17 protein-coding genes are annotated in these 18859 nt (G+C 33.6%); 8 read left to right on the top strand and 9 right to left on the bottom strand.

The annotated features are described in order from the left end of the window. The first annotated feature begins 132 nt into the window (after positions 1-132). The 5 genes from mqo to OEA66_RS05290 all read left to right on the top strand — a co-directional run bounded on the left by mqo (position 133) and on the right by OEA66_RS05290 (position 4125). Positions 133-1638 carry a malate dehydrogenase (quinone) gene (mqo, locus tag OEA66_RS05310; protein ID WP_267280408.1) on the top strand — a complete coding sequence of 502 codons (1506 nt, stop codon included), beginning with the start codon at positions 133-135 and terminating at the stop codon, positions 1636-1638. Between the two features lie 82 nt (positions 1639-1720). Beyond that, positions 1721-2113, top strand: coding sequence for a hypothetical protein (locus OEA66_RS05305; RefSeq protein WP_267280407.1), 393 nt, complete (start codon positions 1721-1723; stop codon positions 2111-2113). A 17-nt stretch (positions 2114-2130) separates the two neighbouring features. After that, a complete protein-coding gene (locus tag OEA66_RS05300) occupies positions 2131-2760 on the top strand; it encodes a DUF1684 domain-containing protein (protein WP_267280406.1) in 630 nt (209 codons plus the stop codon). Positions 2761-2763: 3 nt separating this feature from the next. Then, on the top strand, positions 2764-3249 hold the full coding sequence (locus OEA66_RS05295) for a GNAT family N-acetyltransferase (protein ID WP_267280405.1): 486 nt from the start codon (positions 2764-2766) through the stop codon (positions 3247-3249). Between the two features lie 66 nt (positions 3250-3315). Further along, positions 3316-4125 carry a glucose 1-dehydrogenase gene (locus OEA66_RS05290; protein ID WP_267280404.1) on the top strand — a complete coding sequence of 270 codons (810 nt, stop codon included), beginning with the start codon at positions 3316-3318 and terminating at the stop codon, positions 4123-4125. A 1-nt stretch (position 4126) separates the two neighbouring features. Here OEA66_RS05290 and recO read toward each other — a convergent pair whose 3' ends face one another. The 4 genes from recO to OEA66_RS05270 are packed head-to-tail and all read right to left on the bottom strand — an operon-like array spanning position 4127 to position 8772. Beyond that, a complete protein-coding gene (recO, locus tag OEA66_RS05285) occupies positions 4127-4813 on the bottom strand; it encodes a DNA repair protein RecO (protein ID WP_267280403.1) in 687 nt (228 codons plus the stop codon). Then, on the bottom strand, positions 4813-7068 hold the full coding sequence (gene porZ / locus OEA66_RS05280) for a type IX secretion system anionic LPS delivery protein PorZ (protein WP_267280402.1): 2256 nt from the start codon (positions 7066-7068) through the stop codon (positions 4813-4815). The genes recO and porZ overlap by 1 nt, the downstream gene beginning before the upstream one ends. Position 7069: 1 nt before the next feature. Continuing rightward, the gene (locus OEA66_RS05275) at positions 7070-8020 is read right to left on the bottom strand and encodes a bifunctional metallophosphatase/5'-nucleotidase (protein WP_267280401.1); all 951 of its coding nucleotides are present in this window, start codon (positions 8018-8020) and stop codon (positions 7070-7072) included. After that, positions 8020-8772, bottom strand: a complete 753-nt coding sequence (locus OEA66_RS05270; RefSeq protein WP_267280400.1) for a 5'-nucleotidase C-terminal domain-containing protein — start codon at positions 8770-8772, stop codon at positions 8020-8022. The genes OEA66_RS05275 and OEA66_RS05270 overlap by 1 nt, the downstream gene beginning before the upstream one ends. A gap of 107 nt (positions 8773-8879) precedes the next feature. On the opposite strand from OEA66_RS05270, the gene dapA reads away from it, so the two are divergent. The 3 genes from dapA (at position 8880) to OEA66_RS05255 (ending at position 11074) form a co-directional block, all read left to right on the top strand. Continuing rightward, the gene (gene dapA, locus OEA66_RS05265; RefSeq protein ID WP_267280399.1) at positions 8880-9752 is read left to right on the top strand and encodes a 4-hydroxy-tetrahydrodipicolinate synthase; all 873 of its coding nucleotides are present in this window, start codon (positions 8880-8882) and stop codon (positions 9750-9752) included. 143 nt (positions 9753-9895) lie between these two features. Further along, the gene (locus tag OEA66_RS05260) at positions 9896-10393 is read left to right on the top strand and encodes a GNAT family N-acetyltransferase (RefSeq protein ID WP_267280398.1); all 498 of its coding nucleotides are present in this window, start codon (positions 9896-9898) and stop codon (positions 10391-10393) included. An 18-nt stretch (positions 10394-10411) separates the two neighbouring features. Further along, on the top strand, positions 10412-11074 hold the full coding sequence (locus OEA66_RS05255) for a hypothetical protein (RefSeq protein ID WP_267280397.1): 663 nt from the start codon (positions 10412-10414) through the stop codon (positions 11072-11074). Between the two features lie 9 nt (positions 11075-11083). Here OEA66_RS05255 and recG read toward each other — a convergent pair whose 3' ends face one another. The 5 genes from recG to OEA66_RS05230 form a co-directional block, all read right to left on the bottom strand. Next, positions 11084-13168, bottom strand: a complete 2085-nt coding sequence (gene recG / locus OEA66_RS05250; RefSeq protein ID WP_267280396.1) for an ATP-dependent DNA helicase RecG — start codon at positions 13166-13168, stop codon at positions 11084-11086. A gap of 246 nt (positions 13169-13414) precedes the next feature. After that, the gene (locus OEA66_RS05245; protein ID WP_267280395.1) at positions 13415-13948 is read right to left on the bottom strand and encodes a thioredoxin family protein; all 534 of its coding nucleotides are present in this window, start codon (positions 13946-13948) and stop codon (positions 13415-13417) included. A 32-nt stretch (positions 13949-13980) separates the two neighbouring features. Continuing rightward, positions 13981-15492, bottom strand: coding sequence for a peptide MFS transporter (locus OEA66_RS05240; protein WP_267280394.1), 1512 nt, complete (start codon positions 15490-15492; stop codon positions 13981-13983). 135 nt (positions 15493-15627) lie between these two features. Continuing rightward, positions 15628-17022: a peptide MFS transporter gene (locus tag OEA66_RS05235; protein ID WP_267280393.1), complete on the bottom strand. Its 1395-nt coding sequence runs from the start codon at positions 17020-17022 to the stop codon at positions 15628-15630. A gap of 133 nt (positions 17023-17155) precedes the next feature. Continuing rightward, on the bottom strand, positions 17156-18823 hold the full coding sequence (locus tag OEA66_RS05230) for a peptide MFS transporter (RefSeq protein ID WP_267280392.1): 1668 nt from the start codon (positions 18821-18823) through the stop codon (positions 17156-17158). Positions 18824-18859: the final 36 nt, after the last annotated feature.

Genomic DNA, 18859 nt, shown 5'->3' with positions numbered 1-18859 from the left:
TTATTTTTGAAATAATATGAGTATTTTACCAGAAAACGCCGTTATTTTCAGATGTAAATTCCGATGTTAAAAATCATTAAATATCCCTGTTAATCTAAAACTTTTCCCGAAATTAGTATAAAATTTCACAGAATGTCACAGCAAATTATAAACAGAACTCCCAAACCAAAATATGATGTGGTATTGATTGGAGGAGGAATTATGAGTGTTACTTTAGCCACTTTACTTCATGAGTTTGATCCCAATTTAGATATAGCAATTTTTGAAAGGCTTGGAAGGTTTGCCAAAGAAAGCACCGCAGCCTGGAATAACGCCGGAACAGGGCATTCTGCATTTTGTGAACTCAATTATACTCCCGAAAAAGAAGATGGAACGGTTGATATTTCAAAAGCTGAAAAAATTGCAGAACAGTTTGAAATTTCAAAACAGTTTTGGTCTTATTTAATAGATAAAAAATATATTCAAAATCCGCAGGAGTTTATCAATTCTTGTGCGCACATGAGTTTGGTTTTTGGTGAAAAAGATGCAGAATATCTTCAGAAAAGGCATGAAGCAATGAAAGATTCACCATTGTTTTCAGATATGGAATTCTCTACTGACCACAATAAACTAAGAGAATGGATTCCTTTGGTAATGAGTAAAAGAAATCAATCTGAAGTTTTAGCTGCCACAAAAATGGATTTGGGAACTGATGTAAATTTCGGAAGCCTTACAAGAAAAATGGGACGTCATCTTTTGGAAGATTCTCACGTGGAAGTTTTCCTGTATCATGAAGTAAAAGATATCGATCCAAGAGAAGACGGAAAGTGGGAAATGAAAGTAAAAGACCGTATTAACAGACATAAACAGGAGGTTGTTGCCGATTTTGTTTTCATTGGAGCGGGAGGTTATGCATTGCCGTTACTCGACAGTTCGGATATTAAAGAAAGTGAAGGTTATGGTGGTTTTCCGGTTTCCGGAGAATGGCTCGTTACGCATAATCAGGAATTGGTAGAGCAACATCAGGCGAAAGTTTACACTCAGGCAACCGTTGATGCACCTCCAATGTCGGTTCCACATTTGGATTTAAGAATTATTGATGGTAAAAAAGCATTGCTTTTCGGTCCGTTCGCTGGTTTTTCTACTAAATTTTTAAAAGAAGGAAGTTATCTCGATTTACCTGAAAGTGTCAATACAAAAAATCTTCGTTCATTATTTGGAGCTTGGTGGCACAATATTCCGTTGACGAAATATCTGATTCAGCAGGTTGCGATGACAAAAGCTCAGAGAATTCAGCATCTAAGGGAGTTTGTAAAAGATGCGAAAGAAGAAGATTGGGAATTGAAAGTTGCAGGACAGCGTGTTCAGATTATCAAAAAAGATGAAAAAAATGGAGGGAAGTTAGAATTCGGAACTGAAGTCGTTGTAAATGATAAAGGAACAATTGCCTCTCTTTTAGGAGCTTCTCCTGGAGCTTCAACAGCTGTTTACGCAATGTTAAATGTTTTAGAAAAATGTTTTCCTGAAAAACTTCATGATGAATGGAAAGATAAGTTGCTGGAAATGATTCCTTCTTACGGTCAAAAATTATCTGAAAATCCTGAACTTACAAAACAAGTAAGAGCAAACAGTAAAGAGAAATTAGAACTTAAACATTAAATATGAGTAATTGGTCATGAGTAATAAGTAATTTTGTGATGCCTTATTATTTATTACCAATTACTATATTACTCATAAAAAGATGGACGTACTTACAAAACCTATTATTGCACAGGAAATCTTAGAATCTCTTCAGACAAAAATTGAAGAAGAGAAACAGGTAATTGTGCATTGTTGTTTTCCAGCGTCACCGTTTTTAGGTAATTTAATCAGAATTTGGAATTCAACCGTTCTTATTGATCAGAATTCTTCTCATAAAAGTAAATTGATTCACGCTGAAAATATCAGTATTTTTCCAAACTGGACTCCCGTTCCGTTTATGAAAGATTTTTGGTTTACCTTGGTTTTTTCAGGTTTGCCGAAAGATTGTAAAAGTTTTGATTTTAAAGAAGAAATTCCCGAAGAAGGCGGATTTTTTGTGAAATCAATCAAAAGAAATTCATCAGATATTTATAGAATTAAGATTTCAGAGTAAATTTAATTTAAACTAAAATGAAGAAAATTATATTGATTCTTTTGGCTGTTTTTCCGTTGTTAATGTTTTCTCAAAAGAAAAAAACAGGTAATTCAAAAGAAATTATAGAGATTAAAAAATTTCAGACAGATTTAAATAAAGAATATCTCGATAAAAAAGAAACACCTTTACGTGGAGATAATTATACAAATTTCAAGCAACATCCGTTCTTTCCAATCGATTTGAAATATCGTGTAACTGCGAAATTTGTTAAAAATGATAACCCTCAACCTTTTGATTTGCCAACTTCTTCAGGAAAGTCAAAATTATATCAGGAATTTGGTAAAGCTACTTTTTCATTAGACGGAAAATCTTATACTTTGACTATTTATCAAAGTTTAGATTTAATGAAAATGGAGAAATATAAAGATCATCTTTTTCTTCCTTTCCGCGACGAAACCAATCAAAAAGAAACTTACGGCGGCGGGAAATATATGGATTTAAAAATTCCGAAAGGCAATTCGATTGTTTTAGATTTTAATCAGTCTTATCAGCCTTTCTGTGCGTATAATGCCTATGATTACAATTGCCCGATTGTTCCCGAAGAAAATAAACTTCCTGTGGAAATCAGGGCAGGAGTGATGTACGACGATATTTATCATCATTAAGTTATGGTGAAATTACAATTTTTTGAACCAAAAGATTTATCTGAATTAAATTATAACTTAGATGAAATTCAGGCGCAATATTCTTCGTTGCCAAAACAGGCTTTGGAAAAAATTGAAGCAAGAAATCAGAACGACGACTTTTTTGCTTATCCGATTACAATTTTTTATAATGAAAAGGTAGCAGGATTTTGTGTTTTAGATTTTGGTGATGACAAACTTCAAATGACGGATAATTCTGATGCTGTTCTGCTTCGTTCGTTATCAATAAATCCTGATTTTCAGGGAAAAGGAATCGGAAAATCTGCCATGATTGCGATGGACGATTTTGTTAAGCAGCATGATAAAGATTGTAATGAAATTGTTTTATCCGTCAATGAAAGAAATGATTTAGCTTTTCAAATTTACTTAAAACAAGGATACGTTTATAATGGCAAAAAAATAGACGGTAGAAGTGGACCGCAGTTTGTGATGTCAAAAATTTTAGATTAAATTAAAATTAAACAATAAGTTTGGCGTGATACTTTCAATTGATTTTAAACATCATAAAATCAAAATATGGAAGTTTCATTAAGAAATCAAGTCGCCATTATTACCGGTGCATCAAGCGGAATCGGAACCGGAATTGCAAAATCAATCGCTTCAGCCGGAGCAACGGTCGTTATCAATCATTCATCTGAAAAATCTAAAGATGAAGCCCAAAAAGTTTTAGACGAAATTCAGGAAAACGGTGGAAACGGAATGGTTTACCGATGCGATGTTTCCAGAGAAAATGAAGTTGTGAAAATGTTTGCAGACGTAATTTCTACTTACGGAACGGTTGATATCTTAATTAATAATGCAGGAATTCAGAAAGATGCAAAATTCATCGATATGACAGTTGAAGAATGGGATGCTGTGATGGGAGTAAATCTTCGTGGACAGTTTTTATGCTCAAGAGAGGCTATTAAAGAATTTCTACGCCGCGGAATTGATAAAACCCGTTCCGTTGCCTGCGGAAAAATAATTCATATCAGTTCAGTTCACGAAATTATTCCTTGGGCAGGTCATGCGAATTATGCTGCAAGTAAAGGTGCAATAAAAATGTTGATGCAGACTTTAGCTCAGGAACACGGTGCAGATAAGATTAGAGTCAATTCAATTTGTCCGGGAGCAATTCAAACCCCAATTAATAAAGATGCGTGGGAAACTCCTGAAGCGATGAATGACTTGATGAAATTGATTCCGTATAACAGAATCGGTCAACCTGAAGATGTTGGAAATCTGGCGGCTTTCTTGGCGAGTGATTTGGCTGATTATATTTCAGGAACCAGTATTTTCATCGATGGTGGAATGACTAGTCTTGAAAGTTTTTCAAACGGTGGATAATCTATTCAAAAATCTGCTGAATAATTTCAAGTGAATTGGGCGTTTTGAAATCCGTAATGTGATAATGATAATAAACCAGCAAACTATCCAGAAAATTCTTCCTTAAAACCTGTGGAATTTTAATTTCATAAGGATTTGAAGAAGATAAAATCATTTTCCAAAGCATGGAATTTTCGCTGTCGAAGAAATGATGAGTTCCAAGATTTGAAAAAGTTCCGGTTTCTGGATCAAGATAATTTCCGTCTCCTAAAAGTGGTGCAACGCCCTGGATTTTTAAAATTTTAATTAAAAAAATAAGATGTGAGCGATAATTTTCCAAGCTCAATTGGTGAATAAATTCATCGATCGCATTAAATATTGCCGGATTTTTATTTTCATGTCTCAAAACCTGATTCAGAAAATCTGCAATAAAAAATATCACCGTATTGGCTTTAATATCTGTGTAGACATCATTTATTTCCACCATTTCAAATTTTGAAACAGTTTGAATTCCGGTACTTCTTCCTGAGTTAACAGAAAAATTGAGTTTATTCAGTGGAAGTAAAAAAGCTTTTTTCTTGTTTTTTTTGCTGTAAATTCCTTTCAAAAAATACGTTTGAAAACCATCTTCTTCGGTAAAACAATGAAGAACTGCATCGTTTTCGCCATATTTTATAAATGAGAGTAAAAATCCTTTTTGAGAAGTCATTAATTCACTACCGCTATTTTTGCTGTAGCTTTATCTGAGCCGTCTTCATTGGTCATTAAAACAAAATAAATTCCGGAAGCAACTCTTTTTCCTTTTTGGTTATTAAGATTCCATTCGTAATATCCGGTTCTTGCAATCGCAGAATGCACAAGATTACCTGCTGCATCGGTAATTCTGATATTTGTTTTTTCAGCTAAACCTTTAATCGTTACATTTCCTTTAAACTGAGAATAAACGACAGGATTCGGATATACCAAAACGTTCCCGAAATTTGAAGTTACATCTGCCACATTTCCTTGGTAGGTTACAATACCATCAAAAGTTACAAAATAAACTTTTCCTGTTTTCTTATCTACTTTAATATCTGTTACGGTATTGGTCGGAAGAGGAGAATTGTCTTTTGTGAAATGCATTATGGTTTGTTCTCCCGAAGCTGATAGATAATAAACGCCACCATCTTCTACAGATACCCATTTTTGATTTCCACCATCAACTTCAATCTGTAAAATGACAGAATCTCTGAAAAGCTCTTCAGCCAGATTACCTTGTTCTATAACAATAGGTTCTAACTGTGGATCATTTTTTACTTCACTCGCAGCATTTGGAAGAATCCTTAATCCGTTTTGAGCGCCAATCCAAGCGTCACCAGATTTATCCATAGAAAAAGAAATTGAGGCATCTGGAAGACCATTCGATTGATCTAGTAAATATTGGGTGTCATCAGAAAGACTTGCTGTTTTTTTAGTGTCATAAACTAAAAAATTAGTTGTTCTGGGTATAGGAATCCACAGTAAATCATTGCTAAATACTGGAAATTGTACTCCTGCACTTGTATTAAGATCTTTCAATAAAAAACTGTCTGTAGTTCTGTCATAAAATGCTAAAGCCGCAGACGAACCAGAATAAGCAATTGTTGCAAAAAGATTATTTTGATCATCCGAAGTAAAACCAACAGGTCTCTTACTATATCCATCCGGCGCTCCTAAATCGTAACGTTTTACAAAATCAAAATTCTTGGAGGTGCTATTGTGTTTCATTTTGTAAATACCGTGTCCTCCCCATGGTGATGTAAAATAATTAGTAAAAAAGACATCCGAAGTATTTGCGGGATCTGGAAAAGCATCAAGGACATTAAAGGGAGTAGTACTGCCTACAAAAATGGAAGGATAAACCCATTCTGTACCTGTGAAATAATAAAATCCCGGATTTTTTGGGTTCGCTTGCGATTCATTATAACCATTTGCTCTTGCTCCAGTAGAAACTAAAAGTTGATTCTCATTAAATAATCTAATTTTATAAGCATAATTGAAATACGGACCATCAGGTTTATAAATAATATTGTCTTCAGTTTTTACTCCAGAAAGTACAGTTCCACCATAAACTTTCGAACCAATTGTTGTGGCAGTATTGCATTCTTCTCCTACTGTAGCAGTTCCTGTAGGGTTTCCGTTTGTATTATAAGTGTAAATTCTTGCGCCATCAGTAACAATAATATTACTTGAATTGACAACAACATCATTAATACCTCCAAAAGTTTGAGTTATAGGAGTTATGGTTCCGTTATTGTAAACATAAGCTGTATTTGCAGATGAAAATGCCAAAGTAGATTCAGAATCTATATCTATAAAATTTCCTGCCATTTCTGTCGTCCATGTCGAAAACACAGGGAAAGTGGTATTCAATTCATGAGTTTTTAGTCCTGTATTGGTTACAGAAAAAACTTTATTTCCTAAGATTGTTGCCTCATTACTTGCTTGAAAAACTCCTCCGGTGATAAAAAATGCAGAATCACCAAATTCTTTCTTTTTTAAATCAAAAATAGAAACGCCATAACCTACGGAAACAGCTGCTCTGTCTCCTGTTATAGAAATGTGATTGATTTTTTTGCTTCCATTATAGCCGGTTGCAATGGGAATATCCACTACATAAACCACACCTTGTGGTGTAATTACATCCAAAGATCCGTTTTGATAACCCACTAAACCAATTTTCGTTTGTGGATTATAATCAAAAGCAGAAATTTTCACATCGTGAAGGCCATTTGCTTTTGAAAGTTTGGTGATTTCTCCTGTGGAAATTGTATAATAAAAAATCCCGTTTTCTGTGGCGGCAACGATTTTTCCGTTATCTTCTTTCATCGCCAAAACATTGTTGTAAGAAAACAAGTCTGCCCATTTTTTTGAAGAAATATTTTGTGCATTTACAAATTGTAAAGCTGCGAAAATACCAAAAGAAAGTAGTGAGATTTTTTTCATATTATGCTATTATACTGCTGTCAATTGCCTGGTTGTTCCAGGAAATCTGTTTTATATTTTTATTTGAATCAAAAAAGAAATCTATTCTGCCTAAAAGAAGTCCGGCCCAACCAACTTGATTCACCAAAACTTTTTTACCTTGTCTGTTAATAAAAGTTTCAGGTTCGGGCATAAAAGTATGGGTGTGGCCGCCTAAAATTATATCAATATTTTCAGTTTGAGCCGCTAAAATTTTATCACTAATTTTTTCAGGCTCACCTTTGTAAGCATATCCAATGTGTGAAAGGCAAATAACCAAGTCGCATTTTTCTTCATTTTTCAGAAAGTTGGAATAATGCTGTGCAACATCAATCGGATTGTTCCAAATTGTTTCACCATATTGCTTTTTACCAACTAAACCTTCAAGCTGAATTCCGACTGCGAAAATTCCTACTTTGATTCCGTTTTTGTTGAAAATTTTATATTGAGAAGTTTTTCCGTCTAGAATAGTATTTTTAAAGTCGTAATTCGAACAGATAAATGGAAATTTAGCATTTGGTAACACTTTTAAAAATCCATCCAAACCATTGTCGAAATCGTGGTTTCCCATTGTTGAAGCATCATATTTCATCATTGACATCAGTTTAAATTCCAATTCGCCTCCAAAAAAATTAAAATATGGGGTTCCCTGAAAAATATCTCCGGAATCCAACAATAAAACATTGCTTTCTTCACTTCTGATTTTCTGAATTAAAGTAGCTCTTCTCGCAAAACCACCTTGATTCGGATTTTTGGTGTAACTTGAATCGAAAGGTTCAATTCGGCTGTGTTGATCGTTCGTATGAAGAATTGTAAGTTTTTTGGCATCTTTAAATGGATTTAAATCTAAACCTTCTGCCATCATCAAATTAGGAGCTAAAGACATTGCTAAAGTTCCACCACCTATTGTTTTTAAAAAACTCTTTCTATTCATTATTTCCCGATAAAATTTAAACGAACTTCTTCTTTAGGATTGATTTGCTGATTTTTCTTAAAATATTCAATAAACAAATCTCTTAGTTTAATTCCCGTAGGAATCGATTCTCCTCTGCTGAAAAATTTCATATTGTCACCTCCCAAAGCCAAATAATCGGAAGTTGCCACATAATAATCCTGATTAGGATTTACCGGCTTTCCGTTGATTAAAGTTTTAGAAACCTGTTTATTTTGAGTTTCAATGTATAAATGAGACACAGGATTATTCGTTTCATTACTAGCATAATAATCAAAAAGTCCCTGCAAATCTGAACCTTTGAACTTTACAATAATCACTTCATTCTCGAAAGGCATTACTTCAAATACATTTTTAAGCATAATATCTCCCTTCCCAATTGTAGTACGGATTCCTCCGATATTAATAAGAGCGGCATCTACATTTTTGTTCAGATTAGCTTTCGCCCAAACATCGGCTCCATCAAATGTAAAGTCGGCTAAAAGATTTCCCAAATTACTGTTGTCGCCCTCTTTTGTTAAATCTACTTGAGTATGAGAGATTTTCTGATTCATCTCTTTATTGAGTTTCAACGTGTAAGGTTCGATAAATTTGGCAAATTCTTCGTCATTTTTCAGCTCATTATTAATGGAAATATTTTTTTGAGTCTCCACGTTAGCTACCTGTAACGAAGTCGTTTTACAGGCAGTAAGCGAAACCAAAGCAATTCCTAGTAATAAGAATTTATTTTGCATAATATCTTTTAGTATATGCAAATATAATTATATGTATAATAAAACATCAGTAATTATTATAAATTCTTATCTTAAATTATTAAATTTGGAGAAAATAATTTTAACAGATGAGCATTTTAAAAGGAGTTGGTGTAGCATTGGTTACGCCCTTTAATGAAGATTTATCCGTTGATTTTGACAGTTTAACAAAACTTGTTGAGTACAATATCGAAAACGGAACCAATTATTTAGTTGTTTTGGGAACTACAGCAGAAGCTGCAACGCTATCTACTGAGGAAAAGAAACAGGTAGTAGATCACATCATTAAAGTAAATAATAAACGTCTTCCATTGGTTTTAGGAATCGGGGGAAATAATACGCTTGAAGTTAAAAAACAGATTGAAGAAACAGATCTTTCAGATTTTACGGCTGTTTTATCGGTTTCTCCTTACTATAATAAACCTAATCAGGAAGGGCTTTATCAGCATTACAAAACTTTAGCTTCTACCGGAAAAAATATTATTATTTACAACGTTCCGTCAAGAACCGGACAAAATGTTGAGGCAGAAACAACTTTGCGTTTGGCAAATGAATTTCCAAATTTATTTTTAATTAAAGAAGCAGCACCAAATATTCTTCAGTATTTTGATGTTTTAAGAAAAAAGCCTGAAGGTTTCAACTTGGTTTCCGGTGACGATGAATATACACTTCCTGTAACTTTAGCGGGTGGGGCAGGAGTGATTTCCGTAATCGGACAAGGTTATCCGAAAGAGTTTTCAACAATGGTTCAACTGGCTTTTGATAAAAAAGTGGATGAAGCTTATGAAATTCACAACAAATTGGTAGAAATCACAAGATTGATTTTTGCTGAAGGAAATCCTTGCGGAATTAAAGTGGTTTTAGCCGAAAAAGGATTGATTAAAAACTATTTAAGACTTCCTTTAGTTCCTGCTTCAGAAAGACTTTATGCAAAGATTAAAGTTGAAATGGCGAAAATTTAAGAATGTGAATTGTCACTTTTGCATTGCAAGTGAATGGTGAGTTTTTCATTCATAATAAATTGACAGTTAATAAATATAAAGTGAAAGGTATTATGCTTTTCACTTTTTTAGTAATATTATAGATTATTACAAATAAAATCATAATGAAACTAATCAAAGCAACAGAACAAAATATTCCCTTAATTCAGGACTTAGCTAAGAGATCTTGGGAAAATGCCTATGCAGAAATTCTTTCAAAAGAACAGATGGAATATATGCTTAATACGATGTATTCTGAAATTGAAATTTCAGAACATTTAAAAACTCCAAATTACCATTATTATCTTGTTTTTGATGAAGTTTCAAATGTATTTGATGGTTTTTTAGGCTACGAAAATCATTATGAAAACCAAACGACAAAATTGCATAGAATCTATCTTGTTCCCGAAAGCAAAGGAAAAGGTTTAGGTAAAAAAACGCTTGAATTTTTAAATGAAAAAGTAAAAGAAAGCGGGGATAATCGAATTATTTTAAATGTCAATAAATACAATTCAGCGAAGAAATTCTACGAATCTCAAGGCTACAAAATTTATGATGAAGGCGTTTTTGATATTGGAAATGGATATGTGATGGATGATTATTTGATGGAGAAATCGTTTTAAAAAAGAAATTACTTTTTTATGAAATATCTGTTTTTAATTATCACAATTTTTTTATTTGGCAATTGTTTTGCACAAAATGATTTAGAGCTTAAAATAATTAATGGCACGATTAAAAAAGTTTCAATATTTGATAACAATAATATCGTTTATACTCTTAAAAATGTTTCGGATAAAAATTACTTAATTATTTTAGATTCTGAAGAATTCAATGAAGCTGAGGAATACTATGTGGAACCTAGATTTTTAGGGCTTCCAGATTATTATGTTTTTGAAAATAATGTGTTGCTAAAAAGTGATTACGCATTTCATAACGGACAAAATAAATTTGATGTAGATAACACTCATGTAGATTTTAGAAGATTCGAACAATCATTTTCTAAATTATTTAGTGATGAAGATTTGGAAATCGCATTCCGAATTAGTAAAAATATTATAAGGTTAAAACCGGGAGAGGAAAGACATTTTTCGACAAAAGTAAATTTCCCAAGTTATAAAAGTAGATTTATAGATTTGAAAAATAAATCTGAATATTATTTTCAAATCAGTCTGCAGACTCCAAAAGAGATTGTTGAAAAATACTATCAACCTATTAGAGATAAAAATAATAAGGATTCAATTTTTGTAGGACAGATATTTTCAAATAAAATTCCTTTAATTTATGAGGTTTACAACCATAAGTAAATTTGGACTCTACGAAATCTTACTCCACTTATTTTTCCCTTTATAATTCTGTAGATAATAATTCTTAATAATCTGATGCTCATTTCGTGATAAATGTGGGTCGGTTTCAAGAATTTTCTCGACTAAACTTTTTGTGGTTTTAATAATTTGCGCATCGTTTACCAAATCAAGTCTTTTAAAATCTACAACACCGCTCTGCTGAGTTCCTAAAATATCGCCGGGACCACGGAGCTGCATATCAACTTCAGAAATTTTAAAACCGTCATTCGTTTCGGTCATTGTTTTAATTCTCGTTCGGCTGTCTGCCGATAATTTATCCGACGTCATCAGAATACAATAGCTCTGTTCGGCGCCTCTTCCAACGCGTCCTCTCAACTGATGAAGTTGCGACAAACCAAATCTTTCAGAGCTTTCAATAACCATTACAGAAGCATTCGGAACATTTACGCCCACTTCAATTACGGTTGTTGCAACCATAATTTGCGATTGTCCGGATGCAAAATAATTCATCGCAGCATCTTTTTCAGCAGGTTTCATTTTCCCGTGAAGCATGGTTACGTTGTAATTTGAAAAATTATCCATCACGCTCTCCAAACCTTCCATTAAATTTTTATAATCTAAAGTTTCAGATTCTTCAATCAAAGGATAAACGAAATAAATTTGCCTGCCCTTTCTTATTTCTTCATGACAGAAATGATAAACATACGCTCTGTCTTTTTCTCTTCGATGCGCGGTGACAATCGCTTTTCTTCCAACCGGCATTTCATCAATGACCGAAACATCAAGATCAGAATAAAAACTCATCGCCAAAGTTCGTGGAATCGGAGTTGCGGTCATCACCAAAATATGTGGCGGAATTTTATTTTTAGCCCAAAGTTTAGCTCTTTGAGCAACACCAAACCGATGTTGTTCGTCGATAATTGCTAATCCAAGGTTTTTAAATTTCACTTTATCTTCCAAAACTGCGTGCGTTCCAATTAGAATTGAAAGTTCACCGTTTTCAAGTTCTTCATGAATGATTTTTCTTGCGGAAGCTTTCACCGAACCAGTCAAAAGACTGACTTTAATTTCCGTGTCTTTTAGTAAATCTTTAATGCCGTTGTAATGTTGTTGAGCGAGAATTTCCGTTGGAGCCATCAAGCAGCTTTGAAAACCATTATCTAAGGCAATCAGCATTGTTAATAAAGCGACCATTGTTTTTCCCGAGCCAACATCTCCCTGCAAAAGGCGGTTCATTTGAATGGGCTTTTTCATATCAATTCTGATTTCCTTTAAGACTCTTTTTTGAGCATTGGTTAATTCAAAAGGAAGATGTTTTTCGTAAAATCCGGTAAAAAAATCACCTACAATTGGGAACGGATTTCCAATGGATTGCGTTTTGTGATGAAGTTTTTTTAAGGCATAACCTAGCTGAAAAAAGAAGGATTCTTCAAATCTCAATCTGTTATCTGCTTTTTCAAAATGTTGCAGGTCTTTCGGGAAATGAATATTCAGAAAAGTCTGTTGTCTCGACAGAAATTGATAATGTTTCATCATATATTCAGGGAAATTTTCCTGAATTAGATTCGGGATTTCTCTGCAGATATTTCTTAAAACATTTTGAAAAAACTTTTGGTTTAAGCCTCTCTTGCTGAGTTTTTCTGAACTGGGATAGATAGGTTTTAGCCTTGTTTCGGTTTCCTTATCTTCTTCAGATTCAATTTCAGGATGAGGCATCGAAAATTGGTTGTTAAAAACATTAATTTTCCCGAAAATAAAAACTTCCCGATTGACCGGAATTTGTTCTTTTAACCATTTTGAATATTGAAACCAAACCAAATCCATCGTTCCGGTATGATCATTAAATTTTGCCGAAAGCCTTTTTGTTTTTCCGTTTTGAATTTCCTGGATGGAGGTGATTTTTCCTTTCAACTGAACTTCAATGCTCGTTTCCTGAAGTGTTGAGATTGTGAGAATTTTACTTTTATCTAAATATCGAATCGGGTAAAAATTAAGAAAATCTTCAACCACAGAAATTCCCAACACATTTTTGATGAGTTTGGAACGTTCGGAACCGATTCCTTTTACAAATTCTATGGGAGTTTCTAAAGTCAAAAATAAATTTTTGAAGCACGAATTTCGTGAAATTTAAGCAATAAAAAAAGCTTTCGATTTTGAAAGCATTCGTATATGGATTTACTCTCGTAGATTATGCGGATTGGACTGATTTTTTTGCTGAATTAAATATAGAAAGTGGATTAAAATTAAATAAAAATGTTTTTGCCACGAATTCAAGAATTATTATCTACCTAATGAGAAATTAGAAATTCATACCTCAATTGATGGCCATACATAAAGTCTTTATTCTTTTATTTTAGACTTAAATTTTTTCTGATAATCTTCCCACTCTTCTCGAGACTTAAATTTTTTGTGCAAATCGTTTGAGATAAAAACCAAATAAGGCTCCAGTTCTTTAGCCGACAATTCACCTTGCAACATCGTAATGGGACGGCCTGTTTCATCTAAGAAGACTGTAGTAGGAACCGCATTTACATTCATAAATTGAGTGAATTCGTGAAGTGAATTTCTTCCTTTTTTATGAGAGGTATTTTCGTTGGAAAACTTTCTTCCGAAAATTTCAATCGTTCTTTTATCTTCTGTATCAAATTTTACAGGATAATAATTCTCATTTAAAAATTCTGAAATCACAGCGTGACCAAACGTTTTTTTATCCATGATTTTACATGGTCCGCACCAATCTGCGTAAAAGTCAATCAGAATTTTTTTTGGCTGATTTTTTTGAGCATTTAAAGCTTCTTCAATCGTCATCCATTTTACCTGTGCAAAATTTAAACTGATAAAAAAAAGACAAATAATGCTTATTATTTTTTTCATGACTGATATTTGAATTAAATGATCAGGAAGTATTATTTTACTTCCTGCATTAACTTTTTCACGAACGGAGATATCAAAATTAATACCACACCGGCAATTAATGCATATAATGCTAATTGTTTGTAACCTTCTGTATAAGAAATTAATGCATCATAATTGGTAGAGCCTTCTTTGGCTGTTGCCAAACCTGCACCAATAATTCCAGCTACATATTGCCCATACGCTGAAGCAAGAAACCACATTCCCATCATCATTCCCTGTAGGTTTTTTGTGGAAAGCTTGGTCATAATAGATAATCCGATGGGAGAGAGGCAAAGTTCTCCCAAAGTGATAACCAATAAAGCGATGGTAAAGAAATTTAATGATGTGATACCTTGTAAATCTGCGAAAAATCTCGTTGCGAAAAGTACATAATACCCTAATCCCAGGAAAATAAATCCTAAACCGAACTTAATGATGGTATTGGGCTCTATTTTTCTTTTGTTCATCCAAATCCACAATAATCCAAGAAGTGGCGCTAAGAAAATAATGAAAAATGCACCTCCGGAATTATTTACACCATTTGGATCTAATCCTAGAAGATCTTTATTTAAATTTTTTGCGGCAAAAATACTTAGTGAACCGCCACTTTGCTCATAAATCCCCCAAAACAGAATCGAAAATAAGATGAAAACCAAAGCTGCCCAAAGTTTTTTACGCTCGGCTGGTGTTACTTTAGACATTTCATAAAATAAATAAATTAACGTTAATGGACCGACAGTCAACATGAAATAATCTGTATATTCCGGAACGGAAACCATCGTCATGATAATCGGAATAAATATTAATGATAAAATATACACTCCATACTCTTTGTATTTAGAGATTGGTGCAGATTTTATTTCGTTGTCAGGATGTCCTGGCTGAAGCCCGATTGTTCCTAAACTTCTTTGAGTAAATACGAAATTAATCAAACTGATAACCATTACAATTGCGGCCAAACCAAAAGCAACATTCCATCTCATACTTTCTGAAATAATACTTCCGAAAAGTTCGCCTTTACCGATAGCTATACATAAATATCCTCCGAGTAGTGCACCCAAATTAATTCCCGCATAAAAAAGAGAAAATCCTGCGTCTGCTCTAGAATCATTGGGTTTATAAAGCTGACCGACCATGGAAGATATATTTGGCTTAAAAAAGCCTGTTCCTACAACTGTAAAAGCGATTCCTAAAAAGAAAAATTTGTGCGGATCTGTAGCTAAAATCAAACTTCCTACAATCATTAATAGTCCACCCCAAAAAAGTGATTTCCTGAAACCTAAAATTTTATCAGCAAAAAGTCCGCCTACAAAGGTAAAAGCATAAACGAAAGCCTGAGTTGCGCCATATTGAAGATTAGCTTCTTTTTCATGAAAATTGAGTTGTGAAATCATAAAGAAAACCAACATTCCGCGCATTCCGTAGAAGCAAAAGCGTTCCCACATTTCGGAAAAAAAGAGTGACCAGATTTGTTTTGGATATTTTCCTTTGAAGTTTTGGATTTCGTCTAAAGTTAGGTTCATTGATATATTATGTTGTTTGAAGTAATAATAAATTTAATAAGTAATATTTTGAAATTATTATCAAATTATAATTTACTAATGTAAAAAAAACCTCTGAAAAAATCAGAGGTTTAATTATTATTTTGAAAATACTTTTTATTTTACACCGTGCATCATTCTGCTGATGAATTTGCTTAAAAGTAAAAGTAACACTCCACAAACGATTACAAATCCTGAAATGTAAGTGAAAACTTGTCCAGCTCCTAAAGTTTCTACAATTGAAGCCAAGAATCCCCCGATAAAGTTGGCGATTGATGAAGATAACATCCAAACTGCCATCAAGATTGATGCTAATTTTGGTGGGGATAATTTAGTAACCACAGATAGTCCTACAGGTGAAAGACAAAGCTCACCAATAGTGTGAAGCAAATAAGTCATAATCAACCACATAATTCCTGCTTTGTTAGCAATATCAGCGATATCTCCGTTTGCATTACGCTCCGCAACAGCTCCAAGCATAAACCAGAAACCTAATCCTAAGATAATCATACCGACACCCATTTTCACAGGAGTGGAAAGTTTTCTTCCTAATTTAGAACTCCAGAATATCGCAAATAATGGCGCTAATGTTACAATGAAAATCGGGTTAACTGACTGAAACCAAGATGTTGGGATTTCAAATCCGAAAATAGTTCTATTAATAAATTTATCTGTGTACAATGATAAAGATGATCCCGCCTGTTCAAAACCAGCCCAGAAGAATACCGCAAACAAGAATAAAATAAAGATTACTGTAATTCTCTGTCCTTCTTCTGGTTTTGTTAACGGCTGTCCTGTTACCGGATTGATAGATTGCCCTTCAGTTGCAGCTTTATCTTCAATTCCTGTTGTTTTAACAGGTTTTAAACCTAAATTCCCTAAATATTTTTGAGCAAAAACATTGAATACAACCTGTCCTAAGAACATTCCAACCCCTGCGGCAAGAAAACCGTATCGGTAACCATAAGCTACTGAACCGTCTGCATTGGTTGTTGCAAAAAGGTTATCCGTAAAATATCCTATAATGAAAGGTGCTAATAAAGCTCCTAGGTTGATTCCCATATAGAAAATAGAGAACGCCGAATCTCTTCGGTCATCACCATCCGCATATAAACCACCTACTAAGGTTGAAATATTAGGTTTAAAGAAACCATTTCCAAGAATAAGTAAAGCTAAACCAATATAAAGGCCTGTGGTGTTATTCATTCCGAACAAAACAAACTGACCAATCATCATCGTAATACCACCAATAGTAATGGCTAAACGTTTTCCTAAAAATTTATCAGCAAGCCAGCCTCCGATCAATGGTGTGAAATAAACAAGCCCGGTGAAATAGCCATATAATAGAGTGGCATTCTGCTCATCCATTCCTAATCCTCCTTCAATTAATTTCTTAGTAAGATAAAGGATCAAAATTGCACGCATTCCATAATAAGAAAAACGCTCCCACATTTCGGTGAAGAACAAGAGGTACAAACCTTTAGGATGTCCTGTCTTCTGTACTGTATCCATATTTTGTTGTTAAATTTTTGTTAAGACTGACAAATATAGTTTTTTTTGTGTTTTTGACAAGGTTTTAATTTTATTTTAAACAAAAAAGCTGCAGAAGAATCTGCAGCTTTGGTTGTGTAGAATGATAGAAGAATTAGTTAACTCCTTTTTCTTTCATTATTTTATTTAATCTTTTTAAAATAGATAAACCTAAGAGTGTCGCTAAAAGTAACAGTCCGAAATTCACAATGAAGAAATTTGCTTTGTTGTCATAATCATACCAGAAACTTGCTAAAACTCCTGAAAGTTTATTTCCGATAGAGGTTGAAAGAAAAAATCCTCCCATCATTAAAGCGGTCAATCTCGGTGGAGAAAGTTTTGAAACCAATGATAATCCCATTGGAGAGAGACAAAGTTCACCCACTGTAATCACTCCGTAAGCTGCAACCAGCCATAATGCGGATACTTTTACCAATCCGTTTTGTCCGGCATAAACAGCTCCCACCATTACTAAACAGGATAAAGCTGAAATGAATAATCCTAAAACGATTTTTGAAGGAGTGCTTGGTTCTTTTCCTTTTCTTCTAAGCATCATGAAGAATGCTACCACTACTGGAGTGAGTAAAATTACCCAACCAGGATTGATTGATTGGAATAATTCGGTGTTGTAAAGATTTACTTTTTCGGTAGGGTTTGCTTCTAATTTTGCTTTATCTGCTTTAGAAACATTTCTGAAATAAATATCTTTTCCTTGTTCTTTTTGTGGTTTTCCAGAAGCATCTTTTACCGTTTGGTATTGGTCGTCGTAAACCGAAACTTCTTTATCCTGATAATCTTTTTTATCAACTAAATAAATTGCTTCTAAAGGCTTTTCCACAGCTGCAGGAACCGTTCTTTCAGTATAATAATTTGCCCAGCGTGTTAAAGCTGTTCCGTTTTGTTTGAAAACTGCCCAAAACATTAAACTTACGGCAAAAATTGCCAATAATGCTCCAATTGGTTTTTTGTCCTCTGCATTTGCTTTTACATAGAGCATCACGTAGAAATAAATCACAGGAATACAAGCAAAAATAAATGCATCGGTACTGTTACTTCCGAAAATGTTGCTTCCGAAAATATAGCTTGGTAAAAACCATCCAATTAATCCGAAAATTACAGCAGGTAAAAATACTTTTATTAGAACATCAGAAATTTTGGTATCACCTTCCTGTGCAGGTTTTAAAATATTTGCCTGAAGAATATGTCGTCTACCAATGGTGAAAACCAAAAGTCCGACAAACATTCCGACTCCAGCAGTCATAAACGCAGGTCCCCATCCGTATTTGTTACGCATAAAAGCAGCGATAATATTACAGACAAATGCACCGATATTGATTCCCATGTAGAAAATATTGTAACCGGCATCTTTATTGGCTTTGTAAGGTTCTTCGTTGTATAAATTTCCTAATAATGTAGAAATACTTGGCTTGAAAAAACCATTTCCAATAATTATTAAAGCTAAAGAAGCGTAAAAAAGAGGGAGTTCTTTGAAAAAACCGACTCCGAGATAACCTAATCCCATTAAAAAACCACCAATATAAATGGCTTTGATGTATCCTAAAACTCTGTCAGCTAAAAATCCACCCAAAAACGGAGTAAGATAAGTCAATGCGATAAAAGTTCCGAAAATATCGTCTGCATTTTTATCATCAAAAGCAAGTCCGCCTTTTTCGCTGTCAATCATATACAGAACGAAAATTCCCAGGATAAGGTAATAGCCGAAACGCTCCCACATTTCTGTGAAAAATAAATAGGGAAGGCCTTTTGGGTGTTTGGTTTTCATGAATCAGATTTTTACAATTTCACAAATATAAAATAT

It is taken from the genome of Chryseobacterium luquanense, from assembly GCF_026460945.1.
Classification (GTDB): domain Bacteria; phylum Bacteroidota; class Bacteroidia; order Flavobacteriales; family Weeksellaceae; genus Chryseobacterium; species Chryseobacterium luquanense.
Note: the sequence above shows the minus strand (reverse complement) of the source record. Positions and strands in the feature narration are given on the sequence as shown.